Annotated in this window: 20 protein-coding genes; 12 read left to right on the top strand and 8 right to left on the bottom strand. The window is 68.3% G+C overall.

What is annotated here, in order from left to right; genetic code table 11:
- The first annotated feature begins 13 nt into the window (after positions 1–13).
- Entirely contained in the window at positions 14–235 is a 222-nt protein-coding gene (locus B2284_RS11980; RefSeq protein WP_038566657.1) for a hypothetical protein, read from the top strand.
- Here the strand turns inward: B2284_RS11980 and B2284_RS11975 are convergent.
- The gene (locus B2284_RS11975) at positions 225–1,190 is read right to left on the bottom strand and encodes an NADPH:quinone oxidoreductase family protein (protein WP_074039685.1); all 966 of its coding nucleotides are present in this window, start codon (positions 1,188–1,190) and stop codon (positions 225–227) included. The two genes, B2284_RS11980 and B2284_RS11975, sit on opposite strands and share 11 nt — an antisense overlap.
- 2 nt (positions 1,191–1,192) lie before the next feature.
- A complete protein-coding gene (locus tag B2284_RS11970) occupies positions 1,193–1,906 on the bottom strand; it encodes a TetR/AcrR family transcriptional regulator (protein WP_074039683.1) in 714 nt (237 codons plus the stop codon).
- Positions 1,907–1,946: 40 nt separating this feature from the next.
- Here B2284_RS11970 and B2284_RS11965 point away from each other — a divergent pair, with 40 nt between their 5' ends.
- From B2284_RS11965 to B2284_RS11940, 6 genes are all read left to right on the top strand, one after another.
- The gene (locus B2284_RS11965) at positions 1,947–3,224 is read left to right on the top strand and encodes an acyl-CoA dehydrogenase family protein (protein WP_074039682.1); all 1,278 of its coding nucleotides are present in this window, start codon (positions 1,947–1,949) and stop codon (positions 3,222–3,224) included.
- Positions 3,221–4,384: a phosphotransferase family protein gene (locus tag B2284_RS11960; protein WP_074039680.1), complete on the top strand. Its 1,164-nt coding sequence runs from the start codon at positions 3,221–3,223 to the stop codon at positions 4,382–4,384. Before B2284_RS11965 ends, B2284_RS11960 begins: the two co-directional genes overlap by 4 nt.
- Positions 4,381–5,109 (top strand): histidine phosphatase family protein, encoded by a 729-nt coding sequence (locus B2284_RS11955; RefSeq protein WP_074039785.1) that lies wholly within the window; start codon positions 4,381–4,383, stop codon positions 5,107–5,109. The genes B2284_RS11960 and B2284_RS11955 overlap by 4 nt, the downstream gene beginning before the upstream one ends.
- A 125-nt stretch (positions 5,110–5,234) precedes the next feature.
- Positions 5,235–6,254: a UDP-glucose 4-epimerase GalE gene (gene galE / locus B2284_RS11950; RefSeq protein ID WP_006947110.1), complete on the top strand. Its 1,020-nt coding sequence runs from the start codon at positions 5,235–5,237 to the stop codon at positions 6,252–6,254.
- A 167-nt stretch (positions 6,255–6,421) separates the two neighbouring features.
- Complete coding sequence (locus tag B2284_RS11945; protein ID WP_074039679.1) at positions 6,422–7,057, top strand: class I SAM-dependent methyltransferase; 636 nt, start codon at positions 6,422–6,424, stop codon at positions 7,055–7,057.
- A gap of 127 nt (positions 7,058–7,184) precedes the next feature.
- Positions 7,185–7,760, top strand: coding sequence for an alpha-ketoglutarate-dependent dioxygenase AlkB family protein (locus B2284_RS11940; protein ID WP_074039678.1), 576 nt, complete (start codon positions 7,185–7,187; stop codon positions 7,758–7,760).
- A gap of 69 nt (positions 7,761–7,829) precedes the next feature.
- On the opposite strand, the gene argS is transcribed toward B2284_RS11940, so the two are convergent.
- On the bottom strand, positions 7,830–9,614 hold the full coding sequence (gene argS / locus B2284_RS11935; protein WP_006947076.1) for an arginine--tRNA ligase: 1,785 nt from the start codon (positions 9,612–9,614) through the stop codon (positions 7,830–7,832).
- A gap of 201 nt (positions 9,615–9,815) precedes the next feature.
- Between argS and B2284_RS11930 the strand changes: the two genes are divergently transcribed.
- The 5 genes from B2284_RS11930 (at position 9,816) to B2284_RS11910 (ending at position 15,630) form a co-directional block, all read left to right on the top strand.
- Positions 9,816–10,562 (top strand): hypothetical protein, encoded by a 747-nt coding sequence (locus B2284_RS11930; protein WP_074039676.1) that lies wholly within the window; start codon positions 9,816–9,818, stop codon positions 10,560–10,562.
- 177 nt (positions 10,563–10,739) lie between these two features.
- Complete coding sequence (locus B2284_RS11925) at positions 10,740–11,429, top strand: hypothetical protein (RefSeq protein WP_144693661.1); 690 nt, start codon at positions 10,740–10,742, stop codon at positions 11,427–11,429.
- A gap of 138 nt (positions 11,430–11,567) precedes the next feature.
- The gene (locus B2284_RS11920; protein WP_074039672.1) at positions 11,568–13,106 is read left to right on the top strand and encodes a cytochrome ubiquinol oxidase subunit I; all 1,539 of its coding nucleotides are present in this window, start codon (positions 11,568–11,570) and stop codon (positions 13,104–13,106) included.
- A gap of 16 nt (positions 13,107–13,122) precedes the next feature.
- Positions 13,123–14,211 (top strand): cytochrome d ubiquinol oxidase subunit II, encoded by a 1,089-nt coding sequence (gene cydB, locus B2284_RS11915; protein WP_006947079.1) that lies wholly within the window; start codon positions 13,123–13,125, stop codon positions 14,209–14,211.
- A gap of 198 nt (positions 14,212–14,409) precedes the next feature.
- A complete protein-coding gene (locus B2284_RS11910; RefSeq protein ID WP_286697565.1) occupies positions 14,410–15,630 on the top strand; it encodes an MFS transporter in 1,221 nt (406 codons plus the stop codon).
- A gap of 147 nt (positions 15,631–15,777) precedes the next feature.
- Here B2284_RS11910 and B2284_RS11905 read toward each other — a convergent pair whose 3' ends face one another.
- From B2284_RS11905 to B2284_RS11885, 5 genes are all read right to left on the bottom strand, one after another.
- Positions 15,778–16,461 carry a type 1 glutamine amidotransferase domain-containing protein gene (locus B2284_RS11905; RefSeq protein ID WP_047310650.1) on the bottom strand — a complete coding sequence of 228 codons (684 nt, stop codon included), beginning with the start codon at positions 16,459–16,461 and terminating at the stop codon, positions 15,778–15,780.
- A gap of 271 nt (positions 16,462–16,732) precedes the next feature.
- A complete protein-coding gene (locus tag B2284_RS11900; protein ID WP_006947037.1) occupies positions 16,733–17,191 on the bottom strand; it encodes a DoxX family protein in 459 nt (152 codons plus the stop codon).
- Positions 17,192–17,230: 39 nt separating this feature from the next.
- Positions 17,231–18,601, bottom strand: coding sequence for an NAD-dependent succinate-semialdehyde dehydrogenase (locus B2284_RS11895; protein WP_074039669.1), 1,371 nt, complete (start codon positions 18,599–18,601; stop codon positions 17,231–17,233).
- A 173-nt stretch (positions 18,602–18,774) separates the two neighbouring features.
- On the bottom strand, positions 18,775–20,103 hold the full coding sequence (locus B2284_RS11890) for a cation:proton antiporter (protein ID WP_074039667.1): 1,329 nt from the start codon (positions 20,101–20,103) through the stop codon (positions 18,775–18,777).
- Positions 20,104–20,340: 237 nt separating this feature from the next.
- Positions 20,341–20,549 (bottom strand): hypothetical protein (locus tag B2284_RS11885; RefSeq protein WP_286697564.1); only part of this gene is annotated, 209 nt, incomplete at its 5' end.

The following is a 20,549-nucleotide window of genomic DNA, read 5'->3' as shown; positions in this document are numbered from 1 at the left end:
AGGGGGAGGCCATTTGCCGACGAGCGAGTACGTCACGACCCACGCAGGTTCCGGTGTCATCAACGCCGTCCTGGCCGGAATGCTGGGGCTGCTCGCCGTGACGGTGTTCGTCGTCGGCGCCCTCATCGGCGCCACCGGCCTGCTCGTGCGCCGGGCCTGCAGAGCGGATCCCGAGCAGAACGAGGCGAGTGCGCCCGGCTCGGCACCGGGCGGCACCCGAACCGTCACAGCGTGAGGACGAGCTTGCCCGTCGCGCGGCGCTCCTCCATCTCGGCGATGGCCTCGCCGGCACGCTCGAGGGGGCGCACCTCGCCGAATACGGGTGAGAGTTGACCGGAGGCGACGAGCGGCTCGATCGCCTTCCACTGCGCGGGGACGGTCTCGGGGCGCGGCATCCAGAACGCGCCCCACCCGACGCCGACGACATCGACGTTGTTGAGCAGTAGCCGGTTGACCTTCACCTCGGGAATCGCGCCGCCGGTGAACCCGATGACGAGCAAGCGGCCTTCGACTGCGAGGCTGCGCAGCGAGTCGGTGAAGCGGTCGCCGCCGACCGGGTCGACGACGATGTCGACGCCGCGGCCGTCCGTCAGCTCCATGACGGCGTCCTTGAACCCGTCGGGCGCGATGACGTCGTCCGCGCCGGCCTGGGTGGCGATCGCGCGCTTGTCGTCGCTCGAGGCAACGGCGATCACGCGCGCACCACGCGCCTTGGCGTGCTGGATCGCGGCGATGCCGATGCCGCCGGCCGCACCATGCACGAGCACCGTCTCCCCCTCGGCCAGGCGCCCACGTCGGTCGAGGGCGAACTGCACGGTGAGGTAGTTCATGGGCAGCGCCGCACCCGTCTCGAAGCTGACGTCGTCCGGCAGGTGGAAGACGAACGGCGCTGCGACGCACACCTGCTCGGCCATCCCCCCGAAGCCGGGGAAGGCGACGACACGGTCGCCCACGCTGAACCCCGACCCCTCGGGCGCCTGGGCGACGACGCCCGCCACCTCGGCCCCGAGCGTGAACGGCGGCTCGGGCTTCATCTGGTACAGCCCACGGGTCAGCAACGCGTCGGGGTAACACAACCCGGCGGCGCGCACGTCGATGAGCACCTCGTGCGGCTTCGGCGTGGGGGCGTCGACGTCGTTGATACGGACGGCACCGGGCCCGTCGAGGGTGACGACCTGAACTGCGCGCATGGCTACTCCTTGGTGGGGGTCTGGGAGGTGTGATCGTGAGGGGTGACAGGCTTGGGCACGTCAGGCCCGCAGTCGTGGCGGGGCGCGCCGTCGTCCTGGGGGGAGAAGTGCGACGGCGTGATCGCCACGCCGCTCAACGCGTCGAGCGCCGCCAGCGCATGACGGACGGTGGCGCCGGCGTCGAACTGCTCGCGCACGGCGGGGCGTGTGCCCTGGACGGCAAGATCCTCGACGTACGCGAGCCAGGCGTGGACGACGGCGGGGTGCGGCGTCGTCGAATCGGGTTCTGTGGCAAGCGAATCGAGGACGATGCCGGTGAGGCGCTCCCGCAGCGTGACAGCGACCTCGGCTCCCCCGACGTCGGCGAGGCTGCCCTCGACGAGGGCGCGATAGAGCTCGTGTCGGCGTTCGATCTGAGCGACGAACGCCTCGACCATCGCGGCGAGCGCCGCGCGGCCCGTCACGTCGTCGGGCGGGGTGACGTTGCGCAGGATGCGGCGACCCGCGGCTGCGACGACAGCCTCGTAGTACGCGGTCTTCGACGGGAAATAATGGAAGAGCAACCCGCGCGAGATGCCGGCCTCCTCGGCGACGGCGTCGAGCGCGACGTCCTGGATGGGTCGCTCGGTGAGCATCTTCAGCCCGATGCCGAGCAGCTGACGGCGGCGCTCGTCCTGTGTCAGGCGCTGACGGGGTCTGGAATCTTTCTCGCTCACCCTATTGAGCATTGCTCAACAAAGGGGTTACGGTCAAGACATGGACCTCACCGTTTCGCCCCGCGCGGCCGAGATCGCCGCAGACGTCGACACCTTCGTGCGCGAGAGGATCGAGCCCGCCGAGGCCGAGATCACGCGCGACTACGCCTCGATGCGCGCTCGCGGCGAGAACTCGTTCGTCGTGCACCCGAAGATCGACGAGCTCAAGGCGCAGGCGCGCGAAGCGGGGCTGTGGAACCTGTTCCTGCCCGCCGGCGAGCACGGCGACGAGTGGGCCGCACGCTTCGGCACGCGTGGCGGCAAGGGTTTCTCCAACGTCGATTATGCCGCCATCGCGGAGAAGACGGGCCGCACGGCGCTCGCGCCGCTCATCTTCAACTGCAACGCCCCCGACACCGGCAACATGGAGGTGCTGCTCAAGTACGGCACGCGCGAGCAGCAGGAGGAGTGGCTCGTGCCGCTGCTAGAGGGAAAGATTCGTTCGGCGTTCCTCATGACGGAGCCCGCGGTCGCGAGTTCGGACGCGACGAACATGGCGGCGCGTGTCGAGGTCGACGGGGACGAAATCGTCATCAACGGCCGCAAGTGGTGGAGTTCCGGTGCAGCGCACCCCGACTGCAAGGTGTTCGTCTTCATGGGTCTGACCGACCCGGACGCACCGCGTCACGCCCAGCACTCGATGGTTCTCGTGCCGGCCGACGCGCCCGGTGTGACGATCGAGCGTGCGCTGCCCGTCATGGGTCAGCTCGACGAGCCGCTCGGGCACTGCGAGGTGTCGCTCGAGAACGTCCGCGTGCCGGCGTCCAACGTGCTGTCGGGGCCGGGTCAGGCGTTCGCCATCGCGCAGGGACGCCTCGGCCCGGGCCGCATCCATCACTGCATGCGCCTCATCGGGCTCGCCGAGATGGCGCTCGAGCGCGCCTGCCGTCGTGGCACCGAGCGCGTCGCGTTCGGCAAGCCCCTCGTGCAGCTCGGCGGCAACCGCGAACGCATCGCGAAGGCCCGCATCGACATCGACATGGCGCGTCTGCTCGTGCAGAACGCGGCAGCGAAGCTGGACGCCTACGGCACCGAAGGCGCGCGCGTCGACGTCAGCGCCATCAAGGCCGTCGTGCCGCAGATCGCCTGCGACGTCATCGACTTCGCCATCCAGATGCACGGCGGCGGCGGCATGAGCGACGACTTCCCCCTGACGTCCGCTTATGCGACGGCGCGTTCGCTGCGTCTCGCCGACGGCCCCGACGAGGTGCACCTCGGCATGGTCGCGCGCGCCGAGCTCAAGCCCTACCTGGCCGCCGCGAAGGGTGAGGCCAAGTGAGCCCGGCCCCGGACACTCCTGGCGCTCCCGCGGCCCCCACGGCGGCGCCCGTCGACGACGTCGCGACGAACGCCTCCGACGTGCGCGGCGAGGATGCGTTCGACGTCGAACGCGTCGCCGCATGGCTGCGTGAGCACGCGCACCCCGACGCAGACACGAGCGGACTCGACGCGGCGCCGGAGGTCAAGCAGTTCACCGGCGGCGCGAGCAATCTGACGTATCTGCTGCGTTACCCGACCCGTGACCTCATCCTGCGTCGTCCGCCGGCGGGCACGAAGGCGAAGGGCGCGCACGACATGCGCCGTGAGCACGACATCCAACGCGCGCTGGCGCCCGTGTTCCCCGCCGTCGCGCCGATGATCGCGTTCTGCGACGACGCCGGCGTCATCGGCAGCGACTTCTACGTCATGGAGCGCCTCGACGGCATCATCCTGCGCAAGAACATTCCCGCTGAGCTGGGTCTCGGCGAGGCCGAGGTGCGGGCACTGTGCACCGCCGCGATCGACCAGCTCGTCGCGTTGCACTCGATCGACGTCGCCGGCACCGAGCTTGAGCGCTTCGGCAAGGGGGAGGGGTACGTCAAGCGGCAGGTCGACGGATGGTCGGCGCGCTACCGCAAGGCACGTACGCACGGTGTGCGTCACGGCACCGGATCGTTCGAGAAGGTGATGGCCTGGCTCGACGAGCACCAGCCACACGACGTCGGAAACTGCCTGATTCACAACGATTTCCGCTTCGACAACCTCGTCCTCGCGCACGACGACCCGACGCGCGTCATCGGTGTCCTCGACTGGGAGATGGCGACGCTCGGCGACCCGCTCATGGATCTCGGCGGCGCCCTCGCCTACTGGGTGCAGGCCGACGATGACCGCATCATGCGCGGCTCACGCCGTCAGCCCACGCACGCGCCCGGCATGCTCACGCGCGACGAGGTGTGGCAGTACTACGCGCACGCGTCAGGGCGTGCGATCAGCCCCAAGGATCAGCTGTTCTACGAGATCTTCGGCCTGTTCCGACTCGCCGTCATCGCCCAGCAGATCTACTACCGGTATGCGAACGGTCAGACGAGCAACCCCGCGTTCAAGCAGTTTCGCGGCTTGGTGATCTACCTCGAATGGCGCTGCCGGCGCCTCATGCGACGCGCGGGACGGCTGTCGTGAGCGTCATCCACCTCGTGCGGCACGGGCAGGCCGGGCCGTCGCGCGCGGCATACGACCAGCTGTCGGAGCTCGGCGAACGTCAGGCACGCCTCGCCGGCGAGGGGTTGGCGGCGCGCGGCGTGACGCCCGACGTCCTCGTCACGGGCACGATGCGGCGTCAGCAACTCACCGGGTCGCGGCTGTGGGAAGCCGCCGGGTGGGAGTCGGACGTCAGCACGGATGCGGGGTGGAACGAGTACGACCACGACGCGATCATCGAGGCGTACAAGCCCGCGTACCGCAACCACGCCGTCATGCGCGCCGACCTCGCGCGTCACCGTCACCCGCGCAAGGCGTTTCAGGAGATGTTCGTCGCGGCCGCATCGCGTTGGGCGAGTGGCGACTTCGACGACGACTATCCCGAGACGTTCTCGCAGTTCCGCGACCGCGTCGCGCTCGCGCTCGGGCGCGTGACCTCGCGCCTCGAGTCGGGGCGCAGCGCCGTCGTCGTCAGCTCCGGCGGGCCGATCGCGTGGGTCGCCGCGGGGCTGCTGACGGCGCCGTCACCGGCATCGACGCTGCCCGCGGCGTTGCCTGACGGCGCGGTGACGGTGTGGCGGCGCCTCAACGAGGTGACCGTCAACACGGGCGTGACGACGGTGCTTGCCGGGTCGGCGCTCACCGCAGTGAGCCTCAACGACCACGCTCATCTCGGCGGGGATCGTTCGCTCATCACGTATCGGTGAGCCCTCGCCGCGGGGCGCTGGGGATGTCGGCTACGGCCGCGGCGCCCTTGATGCCCGAGATGCCCTGGGCCGGCGCACAGCCGCGTCTCATCGTTCTCGGCGGGTGGGGCGCCTAGGCTGAGGTCATGCGCGTACTCGTTGCCGGTGGTGCCGGCTACATCGGATCCCACACCGTCCTTGCCCTGATCGAGGCGGGGCACGAACCCGTCATCGCCGACAACTTCTCGAACTCGAGCCCGGCCGTGCTGCCGCGCCTGGAGAAGATCGCCGGCCGCTCGATCGACTTGCACGAGATCGACCTGACGGACGCTGCCGCGACGAGTGCCCTCGTCGCCTCGGTGAAGCCGGACGCCGTCATCCACTTCGCGGGGTACAAGGCCGTCGGTGAGAGCGTGGAGAAGCCGCTCATGTACTACACGAACAACCTCGACTCGACGTTCTCGCTGCTGTCGGCGATGACGGCGCACGGCGTCGAGAAGTTCGTGTTCTCGTCGTCGGCGACGGTGTACGGGCCCGACGCGCCGCTGCCGTACAGCGAGACGTACGAGCCGCTGCGCGCCACGAACCCGTACGGCTGGACGAAGGCGATGATCGAGCAGATCGTCACCGACGTCGCCGCTGCGTCGCCCGGTTTCAAGGCCGCGCTGCTGCGTTATTTCAACCCGATCGGCGCGCACTCGTCGGGGCTGATCGGTGAGGATCCGAGCGGCATCCCGAACAACCTCATGCCGTACATCGCGCAGGTCGCCGTCGGGCGCCGCGAGAAGCTCGGGGTCTTCGGCGACGACTACGACACGAAGGACGGCACCGGCGAGCGCGACTACATCCACGTCGTCGATCTCGCGGCAGGGCACGTCGCGGCGCTGGATCATCTTGACGCCATGGACGATTCGGCGCGCGCGTTCAACCTCGGCACGGGTGAGGGCACGAGCGTGTTCGAGTTGCTGCACGCGTTCGAGCGGGCGTGCGGCCGCGAACTGCCCTACGAGGTCGGGCCGCGACGTGCGGGCGACCTGCCGACGACGTTCGCCGACCCCACGCGCGCTCGCGAAGAACTCGGTTGGAAGGCCCAGAAGACCATCGACGACATGTGCACCGACACGTGGCGCTGGCAGTCGGCCAACCCGAACGGCTTCGGGGGCTGAGCCGACGCCGTTCGGAAACCGCATGGCACGGTCTCTCGAGTCCGTGCCCCGCATGTTCAGGCTTCGGCGAGGCGCCGAACCACGCCCCGTCCTATGCCCCCGGCCCCGGCCCCGGCCCCGGCCCCGATGATGGAAGCAGACGTGCGACCCACGACGAGGAGACTGGCATGACCGAGCCGACGCGCGAGTCGCGACGCGAGAACCCGAGCTGGGCGGAGTGGGTGAGCGAGGATCCGACGCGTTCGCAGTGGTACGTCGACCGCATCCGCGCCATGGCGGCGCGCGGCGACGACCTCGGTGGCGAGGCGCGGCTCGTCAACGCGCTCGTCACGCCCGGCTCACGCATCCTCGACGCGGGTTGCGGGCCGGGACGTGTGGCCGCCGCGTTGAGTGCCCTCGGGCATGACGTCGTCGGCGTCGACCTCGACCCCGTCCTCATCGCCGCCGCACGCGAGGACCACCCGTCGCTGCGTTTCGAGGTGGTCGATCTCGCACGGCTGTCCCTCGACGATCTCGACGTCACGCCGTTGGACGCGATCGTCTGTGCGGGCAACGTCATGCCGTTCATGCCGGACGACGCACGCCGCGACGGCCTGGCCGCGATGCGTCAGTGCGTGCGTGACGGCGGGCGCCTCGCCGTCGGCTTCGGCGCGGGCCGCGGCTACACGTTCGAGCAGTTCTTCGACGACGCCGACGCCGCCTGCTGGCGCCTCGACGCGCGCTTCTCGACGTGGGAGATGCACTCCCCCGCGCATGACGACGGCTTCGTCGTCGCGGTCTTCACCGCTGTCGCGCCGAGGTGAGGTTACGCGCCTCGTGATGCCCCACCCATGCGTGGGATCGCTCGAGTGAGGAAGGGCGACGTCGGGGATGCCCCACTCGTGCGTCGTGCCGCATCATGGGGCGGGCACCTGCCAAGGAAGGGGCGGCATGGGCGAGGCACCGATCGAGCTGCGCGCGACGTATCTGTCGACGGAGGAGGCGGACCACCTCATGTCGCACCTCGTCGGCGCGACACCCTGGCGGACGTCGTCGCTCACCATGTACGGCCGCACGATCGCGATGCCACGCCTCATCGCCTGGTACGCCGACGCGCCGTACACCTTCTCCGGCTCGACACAGCCGCCGAACGCGTGGACGCCCAAGCTCGCCGCGCTGCGGGAGCGTCTGGCCGCCGACACCGGAGCGCCCTACAACTCGGTGCTGCTCAACCTCTACCGCGACGGCCGGGACTCCATCTCCTGGCACAGCGATGACGAAGCCGAGTTGGGCCATGCGCCCACCATCGCAAGTGTCTCGCTCGGCGCCACGCGCGACTTCGTCATGCGCCGCAAGGACGATCACACCGTGAAGGAGACGCTCGCACTCACGCACGGGAGCCTCGTCGTCATGCGCGAGGACTCGCAGAGCGCCTGGCAGCACGCCGTTCCGAAACGCACGCGAGTGACCGAACCCCGCATCAACCTGACGTTCCGTTGGTTCGAGCCCCGCCCGGAACATCCCTGACGCTCCTGCAGGATCGAGCGAATGTGGAGGTAAATCGCCGATGGGGCAGGTCCGGGAGGGCCCCGAGCGTCACATCTTCTCGGGCGTCTCGATGCCCAGCAGCGACAATCCGTCGACGAGGACGCCCAGCGTCAGTTCGCACAACGCCAGACGCGACGCACGGACGTCGTCGTCATCAGCCTTGAGCACCGGGCACTTCTCGTAGAACGCCGTGAACGTCGTCGCCAGTTCGAACAGGTAACCGGCGAGGCGATGCGGCTCCAACGACTCGCCGACGGCAGCCACGACGGCGCCGTAGTCGAGCAGTTTCAACGCGAGGGCGCGTTCGGCGTCCTCGCCCAGCGTGATCTCCGCCGCCGGCGAGTACCCCGCCTCGGCGGCACGCGCGAGTATCGAGCGAATGCGCGTCGCCGCGTACTGGAGGTAGGGGCCGGTGTTGCCCGTCAACGCCAGCATGCGGTCGAAGTCGAAGATGTACTCCGAGTCGTGCGAGACCGACAGGTCGGCGTACTTCACCGCGCCGATGCCGACCTGACGCGCGACGACGGCGCGCTCCTCGTCGCTCATCTCCGCCTTCGACTCGCTGACGACGCCCGCGGCGCGGTCGACGGCCTCGCCGAGCAGGTCCATGAGCAGCACCGAGTCGCCCGAGCGCGTCTTGAACATCTTGCCGTCCTTGCCGAGCACCGACCCGATCTGCACGTGGATCGGCGTCGACTCGGGGCGGATGTAGCCGGCCTTGTCGGCGGCGGCCCACGTCATGCGGAAGTGCAAGTTCTGCGGCGCGCCGACGACGTACACCATCCGATCGCCCTGGAGGTCGAACGAGCGGTGACGCACCGTCGCGAGGTCGGTCGTCGCGTAGCCGTACCCGCCGTCGGACTTGCGGATGATGAGCGGCACCGGCGCATCGTCGCGCCCGGTGAACTCGTCCTGGAAGATGCACAGCGCCCCGTCGGAGACGACGGCGATGCCACGCGACTCGAGGTCGTCGCAGATGCCCGCGAGCTCGTCGTTGTACGTCGACTCACCAGCGAGGTCGGCGTCGGTCAACGTCACGCCGAGCAACCCGTAGACCTTGTTGAAGTACGCCTTCGAGCGCTCCATCAGCTTGTTCCAGTGCGCGAGCGTCTCGGGGTCACCGCCCTGCAGCAACGTCACGCGCTTGCGGGCCCGCGTGTTGAAGTCACCCTTCGAACCGGCGGGCTCGGCCTTCTCGGCCGTGTCGAACTTGGTGCGCGCCGCCTGGTAGAACGCGTTCGGGTCGCTCTCGAGCAGCGCCGCCTCCGGCGAATCCTCGCCCACCTCGAGAAGGTGCTCGATGAGCATCCCGAAGGGCGTGCCCCAGTCGCCGACGTGGTTCTGCCGGATGACGGTGTGCCCGAGCCGCTCGAGCACACGCGCCAGCGAATCCCCGACGACGGTGGTGCGCAGGTGCCCGACGTGCATCTCCTTCGCGACGTTCGGCGAGGAGTAGTCGATCGGGATGATCTCGGTCTTCGCTGCCGGCGCGACGCCGAGCGAGCCGTCCGCGAGGATCGTCGACGCCTGCGCCGCGACCCAATCCGTCGACAGCGTGATGTTGAGGAAGCCGGGCCCGGCGATCTCGACGTCGTCGACGAGTGCCATGACCTCGTCGTCCGCGCGCAGCGCCTCGACGATCGCAGACGCCACCTCGCGCGGGTTCTTGCCGACCTTCTTCGCGAGTGCCATCGCCGCGTTGACCTGCACGTCGGCGCTCGTCTGCTTCTTGTTCGCAGGACGGATGACGGGGTCGGCGTCGCGCCACTCGTCACCGAGGGCCGAGGCGATCGCGTTGCTCAGATGACCGGTCAGTGCGGAGATGGCGTCCATGACGTCAAGATTAGTGGCGCGCGCAAATTCCTTTCCGCACGCCGGCAGCGCGCGGCCCGAACGACGCACACGATCATGCCGGGGCACCCACCGCTCGACTCCCTCGGCGACGAAGGGCACGATGGCGGCGCCCGACACGTCTGAACGGTGAAGGCCACCTGCAACACTGGGGGCACAACCAACTTCTCTGGGAGGAAAACCATGACGAAGCTCCGCACGTCCGCCCTCGCCCTCGTCCTCGCGGCCGGCACGGCAGCCGGTGTCACCGGCTGCTCGAGCAAGGAGGCTCCGAAGGCCAAGGACGCCTGGAACAAGGCCCAGGACACCGCCGGCGCCTACAAGAGCCTCGAGCTCAAGGGCGAAGGCACCTCGGACGGCAAGCCGGCCACGATGACGGCCAAGGGCGACGTCAACGGCGGCAAGCTCGAGATGAGCGGCAAGATCGGCGACGGCACGATGGACCTCATCACGGTTGACTCCAAGAACTACATGAAGGCCAACAAGGCCTTCTTCACGCAGACGAGTTCGGGTTCGCCCGCGGCATCCAACACGGACAAGATCGCCGACAAGTGGCTCGAGATGCCGGCGGACGGTTCGTCCAACACCGGGTTCAAGGAACTCATCGACAACATCAAGAACGACTCCTCGGAGCCGAACAAGAAGCTGCTCTCCGACAAGGCCACCGTGTCGGAGGACAATGTCGACGGCAAGGATGCCTGGAAGATCCAGAGTGAGGACAAGAAGGTCACCGCGTGGGTGTCGCAGGAGGATCGCCGCGACATCCTCAAGACCGAGGGCTTCGACAGCGCCTCCGTCGCCTCCACGTCGGGCTCGTCGGCGAAGTCCGATGAGTCGATGAAGACGGTGACGTTCCTGTCGCACGACAAGGATTACGGCATCAAGGCACCGAGCGGTGCCACGTCCATCACGGACGCGATGGGCAGCTGAGCTGTCCCCCGCCTCCCCGACAGGACGACCGCGTTGCCCGCGTCCCGCACGCTCAGCACCATCGCCGTGACGGCGGTGGTGCTGAGCGGCTGCACGATGGGGCATGACGCGGGGCAGCCCGCGTCGGGTCCGGTGAAGGGCCCGTCGGGGAGCTCGACGGCACCAGGCACCGCATCGATGAGCGCCTCGGCCCCTGCGGAACAGCCGAGCGCGAAGGATGTCTGGTCGCGCACCCAACAGTCGGTGTGCGGTTACACCTCCCTGTCGTTGACAGGAACGGACAGCGCGGACGGCTCCGGCCCCAGGGCCACCTTCCTCGGCGAGCTGGACGGCGAGCCGTCGGAGATGTCCTACGAGGGTGACGAGGTGGGCCACGTGACGATGCGTCGCATCTCCCATGACGTCTACCTCAAGGGCGATCGCACGTACTGGGATTCCGTCGACAAGGACGACCCGTCCCTCCAGGGCTCGAGCCCACCGGCGAACCGGTGGATCAAGGTGCCCGAAAGCGCCTTCGGCCAGAAGGACCTGTCCGACCTCAGCGCCAAGTCGTACATCGAGGCCATGGGCGACACCACCGACGCCAAGTGGGGTCACCTCGGCGACGGCACCCTGACGCCCGAGACGCTCGACGGCAGGCCGGCGTACAAGATCGTCAGCGCTGACGGAGACACTCGCGCCTGGGTGACCACCGACGACACGCACGACCTCCTCAAGGTCGTCGACGAGGCCGCGGGCACGGACGACCTGGGCACGGCGACGTTCTCACGCTGGAACGAGAAGATCGCGGTGCCGCGCCCCGTCGGCGCTCTCGACGGTGGGGAGATGGCGCCGGACCCGTCACCGTCCGGCGAGGCCACGACCTGACGCGTGGCCGGCCGCCGGTTCGGGCGCCGCGTGAGGCACGACACGCCTACGTCAGGACCATGGTCCCCACGGATTGCGGAACTCACCCCGTAGCGTGGTTGTGAAAGTCTTCACATTCGTCTCGTCGAGGGGTCACTCATGGATGCCTTGGAGCTGGCGAGATGGCAGTTCGCCATCACGACGGTCTACCACTTCCTGTTCGTGCCGATCACGATCGGCTTGTCTGCCGTCGTCGCCGGTTACCACACCGCATGGTTGCGCACGGGTAACACGCAGCATCTGAGGGTCGCGAAGTTCCTCGGCAAGCTGTTCACGATCAACTTCGCGCTCGGTCTCGTCACCGGCATCGTGCAGGAGTTCCAGTTCGGCATGAACTGGAGCGACTACTCGCGTTTCGTCGGCGACATCTTCGGCGCGCCGCTCGCGATCGAGGCGCTGCTCGCGTTCTTCCTCGAGTCGACGTTCCTCGGTCTGTGGATCTTCGGCTGGGGCCGACTGCCGAAGAAGCTGCACGCCGCGACGATCTGGATCGTCCACATCGGCACGGTGCTGTCGGCGTACTTCATCCTCGCCGCGAACTCGTTCATGCAGAACCCCGTCGGTTACAAGTACAACCCGACGACGCACCGCGCGGAGCTCACCGACTTCGTCGCCGTCCTGACGAACAAGGTCCAGCTCGTCACGTTCCCGCACGTCATCGCGAGCTCGTACATGGTCGGTGGCGCCGTCGTCATGGGCGTCATGCTGTGGAATCTGCGCAAGCGCACTCTTGCTGCCGAAGCAATCAAGGGTGAAACTATCGAAGACCGTTCCGACGGTTCGACGGGCGCGACGAAGTTGGCGTCGACCTCCGACGACCTCACGATGTACCGCAAGGGCTCGCGCGTCGGCGCGATCGTCCTGCTCGTCTCGAGCCTGTTCGTCGTCATCACCGGCGACCTGCAGGGCAAGGTCATGACCGAGGTGCAGCCGATGAAGATGGCTGCCGCCGAGGCGTTGTACGAGACGCAGGAGAAGGACGCGCCGTTCTCGATCTTCACCGTCGGTACGCGTGACGGCAAGCAGGAGAAGTTCGCGGTCACCGTGCCCAACCTGCTGTCGTTCCTCGCGACGGGTGACTTCCACGGCAAGGTCGAGGGCATCAACAACCTCGAGGAATCCCAGAAGGCCAAGTACAGCGGCAACGAGCTGACGGCGGCGGACACGTACGCGCCTAACATCATGTGGTCGTACTGGAGCTTCCGCTGGATGATGGGTTGGGGCGCGATCTCCATGCTCATCGCCTGCTGGGTGCTGTGGCTGACCCGCAAGGGCCGCAACGCGACGAACCGCTGGATGGGCCCGGCCGCCCTCGTCGGCGCGCTGTCGCCGGTCGCGGCGATGAGCATCGGCTGGATCTTCACCGAGATCGGCCGCCAGCCGTGGATCGTCAACGGCCTCATGACGACGAAGCAGGGCGTCAGCCCGAGCGTCACCTCGGGTGAGGTGCTGACGTCGATGATCGTCTTCACACTGCTGTACGGCGCACTCGCCGTCGTCGAGGTGAAGCTGTTCATGGACTACATGAAGAAGGGCGCCGAGCCCGTCGCCTCCGACGGTGAGGATCTGCCCGGTGGTCACGACGATGGCCACGGCTCCGCCGGTTCCGACGATGACGAACTCGCGTTCGCGTACTGATAGGCGAGGTTGAACGATGGAACTCACCACTTTCTGGTTCATCATCATCGGCGTGCTCTGGACGGGTTACTTCGTCCTCGAGGGCTTCGACTTCGGTGTTGGCATGCTGCTTCCCGTGCTCGGCAAGGGCAAGGCGGAGGCGACGGGCGTCACCGACCCGGTCACCGACCACATCGGCGAGAACGAGCGACGCCGCCGCGTCATGCTCAATACGATCGGCCCGGTCTGGGACGGCAACGAGGTGTGGGTGCTCACTGCTGGTGGCGCGACCTTCGCCGCGTTCCCGAACTGGTACGCGACGCTGTTCTCGGGCGCCTACCTGCCGCTGCTGCTCATCCTCGTCGCGCTCATCGTGCGCAACATGGGCTTCGAGTACCGCCACAAGCGTGACTCGGACGGCTGGCGCCGCGGCTGGGACGCCGCCATCGTGTTCGGTTCGTTCCTGCCGGCTATCCTCTGGGGCGTCGCGCTGACGAACATCGTCCACGGCCTGCCGATCAACCAGGACATGGAGTACACGGGCAACCTGCTCACCATGCTGAACCCGGTGTCGCTGCTCGGCGGCGTCACGACGATGCTCGTGTTCATGACGCACGGCTGCTTCTTCGTCGCGCTCAAGACCGACGGCGCCATCCGTCACGACGCTCGCGCGCTCGGCACGAAGATCGGCCTCGCGGCCGCCGTCGCCGCCGTCGTCCTGCTGCTGTGGCTGGGCATCGAAGGCGGCTCGGTGTGGTCGTGGATCACGACCGTCGCACTCGCCGTCATCTTCCTCACCGGGCTGTTCTTCAACATGCGCGGCAAGGAGGGCCTGGCGTTCCTGTGCACGTTCGTCGCGATCGCCCTGTTCGTGCTGACGTACTTCCTCATGCTGTTCCCGAACGTCATGCCGAGCTCGACGAACCCGGCGTGGTCGCTGACGACGACGAACGCGGCGAGCTCGCACCACACGCTCGTCATCATGACGTGGGTCGCGCTGATCTTCACCCCGATCGTCCTCATCTACCAGAGCTGGACGTACTGGGTGTTCCGCAAGCGCATCACGACGCGTCACATCCCCAAGGCGGTCGACCCGAGCCGCCCCGACCCGATCAAGGTCCACTGACGACTCACGTCCGGGCCCACGATCGCCCCATGACTTCGCTGTGAGCGAAGGTGCAACAGCAAGCGCCACCACCCCGAGCGGGATGGTGGCGCTTGCTGCGTCGTCCGCCATGGACCGACGAGTGCATGGGATCAACAAGAACGAAGCGAAAGAGCTCGTGCCGTCGTTCTCGCGACGCTCCCGTATCATCCTGACCCCGTGACCACGACACCCACCGCGCCTGCGGCCGCTGAGCGCCACGCCCGCGGTTTCTGGCTGCTTGCTGCGGCGTTTCCCATCCTCATGGCCTACTCGACCGTGCCGACGCCGATCTATCCGCTCTACCAACACCACGATCACTTCCCCACCGTGATGATCACCGCCATCTTCGCGGCCTACGGGCTGGGCGTCATGGCAAGCCTCTACCTCGCGGGCCACCTGAGTGACCAGTTCGGGCGACGCCGCATGATCGCGATCGCCACTGCCGTCTCTCTGGTGAGCGCGGCGATCTTCATCGGTTCGCCGTCCGTGCCGGCGCTGTTGGTCGCCCGGCTGCTGTGTGGTGTGGGGATCGGCATACTGACTCCGGCAGCAACGGCGATGCTCGGTGAATTGCGGCGCGTTCATCGCCCGCACGAGCCGAGCAGTTTCGCCTCGACGGTGGCCTCGAGCGTGAACACTGGCGGGCTGGCCCTCGGCCCCCTCGTCGGTGGAGTCCTCGTGCAGTGGGCCCCGGCCCCCTTGAGGACGCCCTACGTGGTCTTCTTCGTCCTGCTCGCCGGGGTGGGCCTCGCGCTCACGTTGGTTCCCGAGACCAACCCGGCAACACCGGCGAACGAGCGCCCGAGGTATCGACCGCAGCGCGCCGTCGTCCGAGCAGGTCATGAAGCCCGTTTTCGCTCAGCGCAGGTCGTGGCCGGCGCGGCCTTCGCTGCACTGGGAATCCTGACGTCGATGACGGGGACGTTCCTGGCGCACGTCGCGCATCGCTCGTCTCCGCTCGTGTGCGGCGTGGTCGTCTTCCTCGCCATGGGGGCATCTGCCCTGGCCCAGGTCGCCCTTCCGATCCCCAACCCGCGAACGAAGATCGCGTGCGGCGTCCTGTTCGCCGTCGCCGGCCTCGGGTGCGTCGCGGCGTCCGCACTCACCCACCCCTTCGTCCTGTACGCAGGCGGCGCGGTCATGGCGGGGGCTGGGATCGGCCTGCTCTTCCAAAGTGCTGTCGCCGTCGGTTCCGCGGTCAGCGAGGCCGGACACACCGGGGGAAGCGTGGCTGGTGTCTTCCTGGCCGCCTACATCGGCATCACGATCCCCGTCGTGCTGGCGGGGTTGCTCACGACACGCCTGTCCATCAGCGCGAGCCTGGCTCTCTTCTGCGCGCTCACCTCGCTGGTCGTCCTCGTCGCGAGCATCCCCATGATGCGCGGGGCAGCGGACTGAGCCCGTTCATCTCGCACGACGAGGCGCCACGCCACGTGAGAGCCGAGCCCAATCGGCCCTTCGCCGGCCGCCCGTGAACACCGAAGGCGCCTGGACCCCATGGGGATCCAGGCGCCTTCGGCATGTTCGCGCTTGGCGCAGCCAGGCTCAGCTCAGGCGCTCGAGCAGCTTCTTGGCGAGCGCCTCGGACGATGCCGGGTTCTGACCCGTCAGCAGGTCACCGTCGACGACGGTGAACGGCTGCCAGGCGGGGCCGGTCGAGACGTCGGCGCCGAGTTCGCGCAGCCGGTCCTCCAGCAACCACTTGGCCTTGTCAGCCTTGCCGGCGGCCTTCTCCTCCTCATTGGAGAAGCCGGTGATCTTGCGTCCGGCGACGACGGGCTCGCCCGCCGACGTCCGCGCCGGAAGCAGCGCTGCCGGGCCGTGGCACACGATGGCGACAGGCTTGCTGCCCTCGAGTGCGTCCGCGATGAGCTTGCCGGAGGTGGCGTCCTGCGCAAGGTCTTCCATCGGGCCGTGCCCACCCGGGTAGAACACCGCGTCATAGTCGCCGAGGACGACGTCCTCGAGCTTCATGGGGTGCTGCAGGCCGTCGATCGCGTCGAGGTCAGGACGCACGTCAGCGCCGCCGTTCGCGTCGGGGGCGAGGCTGACCTCATCGGCCACCGGCGTCACACCGCCGGGCGTGGCGAACGTGACCGAGTGACCTGCCCCGGTGATCAGACGGTAGGGGGTGAGAAGTTCTTCCGCCCAGTAACCCGTCGGGACGCTCGAGCCGTCGGCCAGGGTCCAGGAGCGGGCGCCGGTGACGACGAAGAGAACGTTGGACATGTCAATCTCCTTGGTGATTCAGTGAGCGGCGTTCGCATCGGGGCGAGTCGTCACTCGTGGTAGGTGAGGCCCTCCTCGATCGGCCAGCCGAGCTGCTGCCACATCGGCAGCTTGTTCCACTCCTTGACGAATTCGACGAGCTTGTCGTCTTCGACGCGGAACAGGGCGCATGTGTACTCGTGCGCGAGGTCGAGGTTGGCCTTCTCGGTCTACGTGAGCTGCGTGGTGTCCGACATTGGGGTCTCCTTCGCTTGGGTGCGAAACGGTGAGATCAGCGACGCGAGCCGCGTCGGGGGAAGCCGGCCGCCGACAGCGCCGCAGCGATGAGGGCGGGCTGGCCGAACAGGCGGACGAGGCGCTTGGTGTCGGTGTCGAGGCCGAAGGCGTCGTGGCGCTCCGCGTACTGGCTGATGTTGCCGGGGAAGATCGCGGCGTAGAAGGCGGCGAGCGCCACCCCCACCGCAGCGCGACGCTGCGGCAGGGTGAGCATCGCCGCACCGAACGCGACCTCGACGACACCGGAGGCGAGGACGACGACGTCCTTGTCCATCGGGAACCAGTCCGGCACCTGCGCCTGGAAGTCCTTGCGGGCGAACGTCAGGTGCGAGACACCGGCGAACGACATGAAGGCTCCGAGGCCGAGACGGGCCACCTCCTGCCCACGGGTCGCAGGCGGGGCCGGCTCGGCGAGTGACCGGACGGACTCGATCAGTCGGGTGAAACGAGTCATGGTTATTTCCTCCTCGCGTCGCGGGTCACGACGCATCGATCACTTGGCGACGCGGACGAGCTTCGTGTTGGCGAATTCGCCGAAGCCCCAGCGTCCGAGCTCACGCCCGTAACCGGAGCGGCGCACACCACCGAATGGCAGGCCGGCCTTCGTCGTGCCGTGCTCGTTGACATAGGCCATGCCGACCTCGAGGCGTCGGGCGATCTGCTCCGCCTTGTCGGTGTCCTTGCCCCAGACGGAGCCGGACAGGCCGAAGGAGGAGTCGTTGGCGAGCTCGACGGCTTCGTCGATCGAGTCGTAGGAGTAGACGACGGCGACGGGGCCGAAGATCTCCTCCTTGAAGGCGTCCATCTCACGCGTGACACCGGTGAGCACGGCGGGGGCCATCCAGGCGCCGTCCTGCTCGAGCGCCGTGCCACCCGTGCGCAGGGTCGCACCCTGCTCGACGGCGCGCTCGACCTGGGCGATCGCGTCGTCGCGAGCCTCGACCGACGAAAGCGGGCCCATGTCCGTGCCCTCGTCGTCCGGGTTGCCGACCTTCATGCCCTCGACGGTGGCGACAACGCCGTTGACGAAGTCGTCGAACATCGTCGACGGAACGAAGATGCGCTTCGGGGAGTTGCAGGCTTGCCCGGCGTTGCTCATGCGCGCGGTGGCGACGGCCTTCGCCGTCTCGGCGACGTCGACGTCGTCGAGGACGATGAGCGCGTCCGAGCCACCGAGTTCGAGGACGCTCTTCTTGAGGTTCTGCGACGCGGTCTCGGCGACGGCCTTGCCGGCGCCCTCGCTACCGGTCAGCGAGACGCCGCGCACGCGCGGGTCCTCGATGATCGACGTGATCTGCTCGTTGCTGACGAACAGGTTGATGTAGGCATCCCGCGGCACACCCGCGGCGTGGAGGATCTCCTCGATCAGTTCGGCCGTGCGCGCGCAGATCGAGGCGTGCTTGAGCAGGATCGTGTTGCCGAGCATGAGGTTCGGCGCGACGAACCGCGCGACCTGGTAGTGCGGGAAGTTCCAGGGCATGACGCCCATGAGAACACCGATCGGGTCGGTGACGACGAGCGACTTCGCGTCGTCGCCGATGTTCAGCTGCTCCTCGACGAGCAGCTCCTCACCGTGCTCGGAGTACCAGCGGAAGATCGACGACGCGAGCGCGACCTCACCCTGCGCCTGCGCGAGCGGCTTGCCCATCTCGGCGCCGATGACGCGGGCGAGCTCGTCGGCGCGCTCGTCGTAGATGTCGGCGACCTTGGCGAGGACGGAGGCGCGCTCGGACGCGTCCGTCGTGCGCCACGTGCCGAACGCGGCGTCGGCGCGCTCGATGGCGCGGGTGACGTCAGCATCCGTCGCGGAGTTGTACTCCTTCTCGACGACGCCGGTGGCGGGGTTTTCGGTGCGGTAGGCCATGAGGTCTCTCCTTCAGATCGATGAGCTCTCTCATCGATCACAACACCACCGGCCCCCAGAAGCATTCCTGCACGCAGTTTTTCACCTCGAGGGGTGAAGAAACGCGCCCGCGTGTGCGGCCCTGCCAGCCCGGCGCCGGGGTGCAGCGCAGGCGCCCTCGGGGCGCAGGTGGATCAAGCGTCCGCGAGCGCCCGACGGTGGTTCGTGCGGTGACGTTCGAGCCAGTTCATCGCGGGCGTGACGGTGGAGCCGTGCACGACGACGCTGACGATGATGGCGAGGGCGATCGTCGACCACAGCCAGTCGCTGCCCGCGAAGTCGGCGTGCCCCGTCGCGTACGCGATGTAGAAGATCGAGCCGATGCCGCGCACGCCGTAGAACGACGTGATCCAGCGCTCCCCCGTCGTCAGGCCGACGGCCTTCGCCGTGTCGTCGCGCCGCCCGAGCAGCGACAGCCACGCCCCGCCGGGCCTGATGACGAGGATGAGGGCCGCGACGATGACGGCACTGCGCCAATCAGCGTGCGCGAGAACACCGTTCGTCGCCGCCGCGCCGAGCAGCAGGAGCATGACGAGGGTGAGGATCTGCTCGAGACGTTCGATGAACGCGTGCATGTCCGCGTAGTAACGGTGGCCGCGCTCGGCCTGACGCATCGCCATCGCCGTGACGAACACGGCGAGGAACCCGTACCCGCCGGCGAGCTCCGTCAGCCCGTACGAGCACATGATCGCCGCGAGCGCGGCGAGCGGCTCACCGGCGTCGGCGAGGCGATACTTCTTCGCCGGCAGCCGGAAGAACAGCTTGCCGAGCACCCACCCGACGACGAGGCCGACGGCCACGCCGAGCGCGACCTTGCCGACGAGTTCCCAACCGAGCCACTTCCACCCCCAGTGCGACGGCGAGCCCTCGCTCGCCCACAGGATCGCGGCGTAGACGAACGGGAACGCGAGACCGTCGTTGAGACCGGCCTCCGACGTCAGCGCGAACCGCACCTCGTCCGACTCGTCGATCTCGGTGTCCTGCGTCATCTCCTGCGTGGCCTCGGTCTGCGGCCCATCGACCTGGACGTCGGAGGCAAGCACCGGGTCCGTCGGGGCGAGCGCCGCGGCGAGCAGCAACGCCGTCGGCGCGGCCAGACCGAGCGTCCAGCCGAGCAGTGAGACGCCCACGATGCCGAGCGGCATCGCGATGGCGAGCAGACGCCACGTCGGCGCCCACGCGCGCCACGACGTCAGGCTGCGAACGCGCATCGGCCGATCGAGGGCGAGACCGACACCCATGAGCGCGACGAGCACCGTCGCCTCGGAGGCATGCAGGACGAACGCCTCGTGCTCCTGCGGCGAGAACGTGAACCCCTTCGGCATCGGCGCGAGGCCGACGAGCGCCCCGACGCCGAGCAGCACCATCGGCGTCGACAACGGGAAGCGCTCGACGGCGGTCGGGAGGAAGACCGCGAGCAGCAGCGCGAAGCCGAGCACGATCCAGACGAGGTCAATGGCCACGAGACGCCTTCGATTCAGTGGGAGCTCAGGGGGAGGGATTCGCTCGCGACAGTAGGCGATGAGCGCACCCGCCGCACGTCGGCGTCCGAGCGCGCACCCCGTCGGCCCTGCGCTGCGCGTCGTGTCCAGCCCGCGTCGCACCTGAGATCCGCGCCGATTCGAAGGCCAGCCGGACGCACCACACCCCACCGGGCGAGGGCCAGGGTGGGGTGTGGTCAGCGGTTCAGGACCGCGGTGTCACTGCTGAAGGCGACGGCGAGCGACGACGATGCCGCCGAGCGCACCCGCACCGACGAGACCCGCGACGCCGAGCGAAAGGGCGTTGGTGTCGTCACCCTTGCGGTCGGTCTCGACCTTGGGGCCCGTGCCGGGCGTGGTCGCAGCCGTCGTCGACGTCGTCGTCGTCGGGACGGTCGTGTTGGTCGTCGGCGTCGTCGGAACCGGGG

This window comes from Dermacoccus sp. UBA1591 (assembly GCF_002322065.1).
Lineage (GTDB): Bacteria > Actinomycetota > Actinomycetes > Actinomycetales > Dermatophilaceae > Dermacoccus > Dermacoccus nishinomiyaensis.
Note: the sequence above shows the minus strand (reverse complement) of the source record. Positions and strands in the feature narration are given on the sequence as shown.

Coding starts and splice junctions, on each gene's coding strand:
- argS (WP_006947076.1), bottom strand. CDS start 9,614: ATGGACGCCATCTCCGCACTGACCGGTCATCTGAGCAACGCGATCGCC.
- B2284_RS11940 (WP_074039678.1), top strand. CDS start 7,185: ATGGGCGAGGCACCGATCGAGCTGCGCGCGACGTATCTGTCGACGGAG.
- B2284_RS11945 (WP_074039679.1), top strand. CDS start 6,422: ATGACCGAGCCGACGCGCGAGTCGCGACGCGAGAACCCGAGCTGGGCG.
- B2284_RS11975 (WP_074039685.1), bottom strand. CDS start 1,190: ATGCGCGCAGTTCAGGTCGTCACCCTCGACGGGCCCGGTGCCGTCCGT.
- galE (WP_006947110.1), top strand. CDS start 5,235: ATGCGCGTACTCGTTGCCGGTGGTGCCGGCTACATCGGATCCCACACC.
- B2284_RS11965 (WP_074039682.1), top strand. CDS start 1,947: ATGGACCTCACCGTTTCGCCCCGCGCGGCCGAGATCGCCGCAGACGTC.
- B2284_RS11930 (WP_074039676.1), top strand. CDS start 9,816: ATGACGAAGCTCCGCACGTCCGCCCTCGCCCTCGTCCTCGCGGCCGGC.
- B2284_RS11905 (WP_047310650.1), bottom strand. CDS start 16,461: ATGTCCAACGTTCTCTTCGTCGTCACCGGCGCCCGCTCCTGGACCCTG.
- cydB (WP_006947079.1), top strand. CDS start 13,123: ATGGAACTCACCACTTTCTGGTTCATCATCATCGGCGTGCTCTGGACG.
- B2284_RS11920 (WP_074039672.1), top strand. CDS start 11,568: ATGGATGCCTTGGAGCTGGCGAGATGGCAGTTCGCCATCACGACGGTC.
- B2284_RS11900 (WP_006947037.1), bottom strand. CDS start 17,191: ATGACTCGTTTCACCCGACTGATCGAGTCCGTCCGGTCACTCGCCGAG.
- B2284_RS11925 (WP_144693661.1), top strand. CDS start 10,740: ATGAGCGCCTCGGCCCCTGCGGAACAGCCGAGCGCGAAGGATGTCTGG.
- B2284_RS11895 (WP_074039669.1), bottom strand. CDS start 18,601: ATGGCCTACCGCACCGAAAACCCCGCCACCGGCGTCGTCGAGAAGGAG.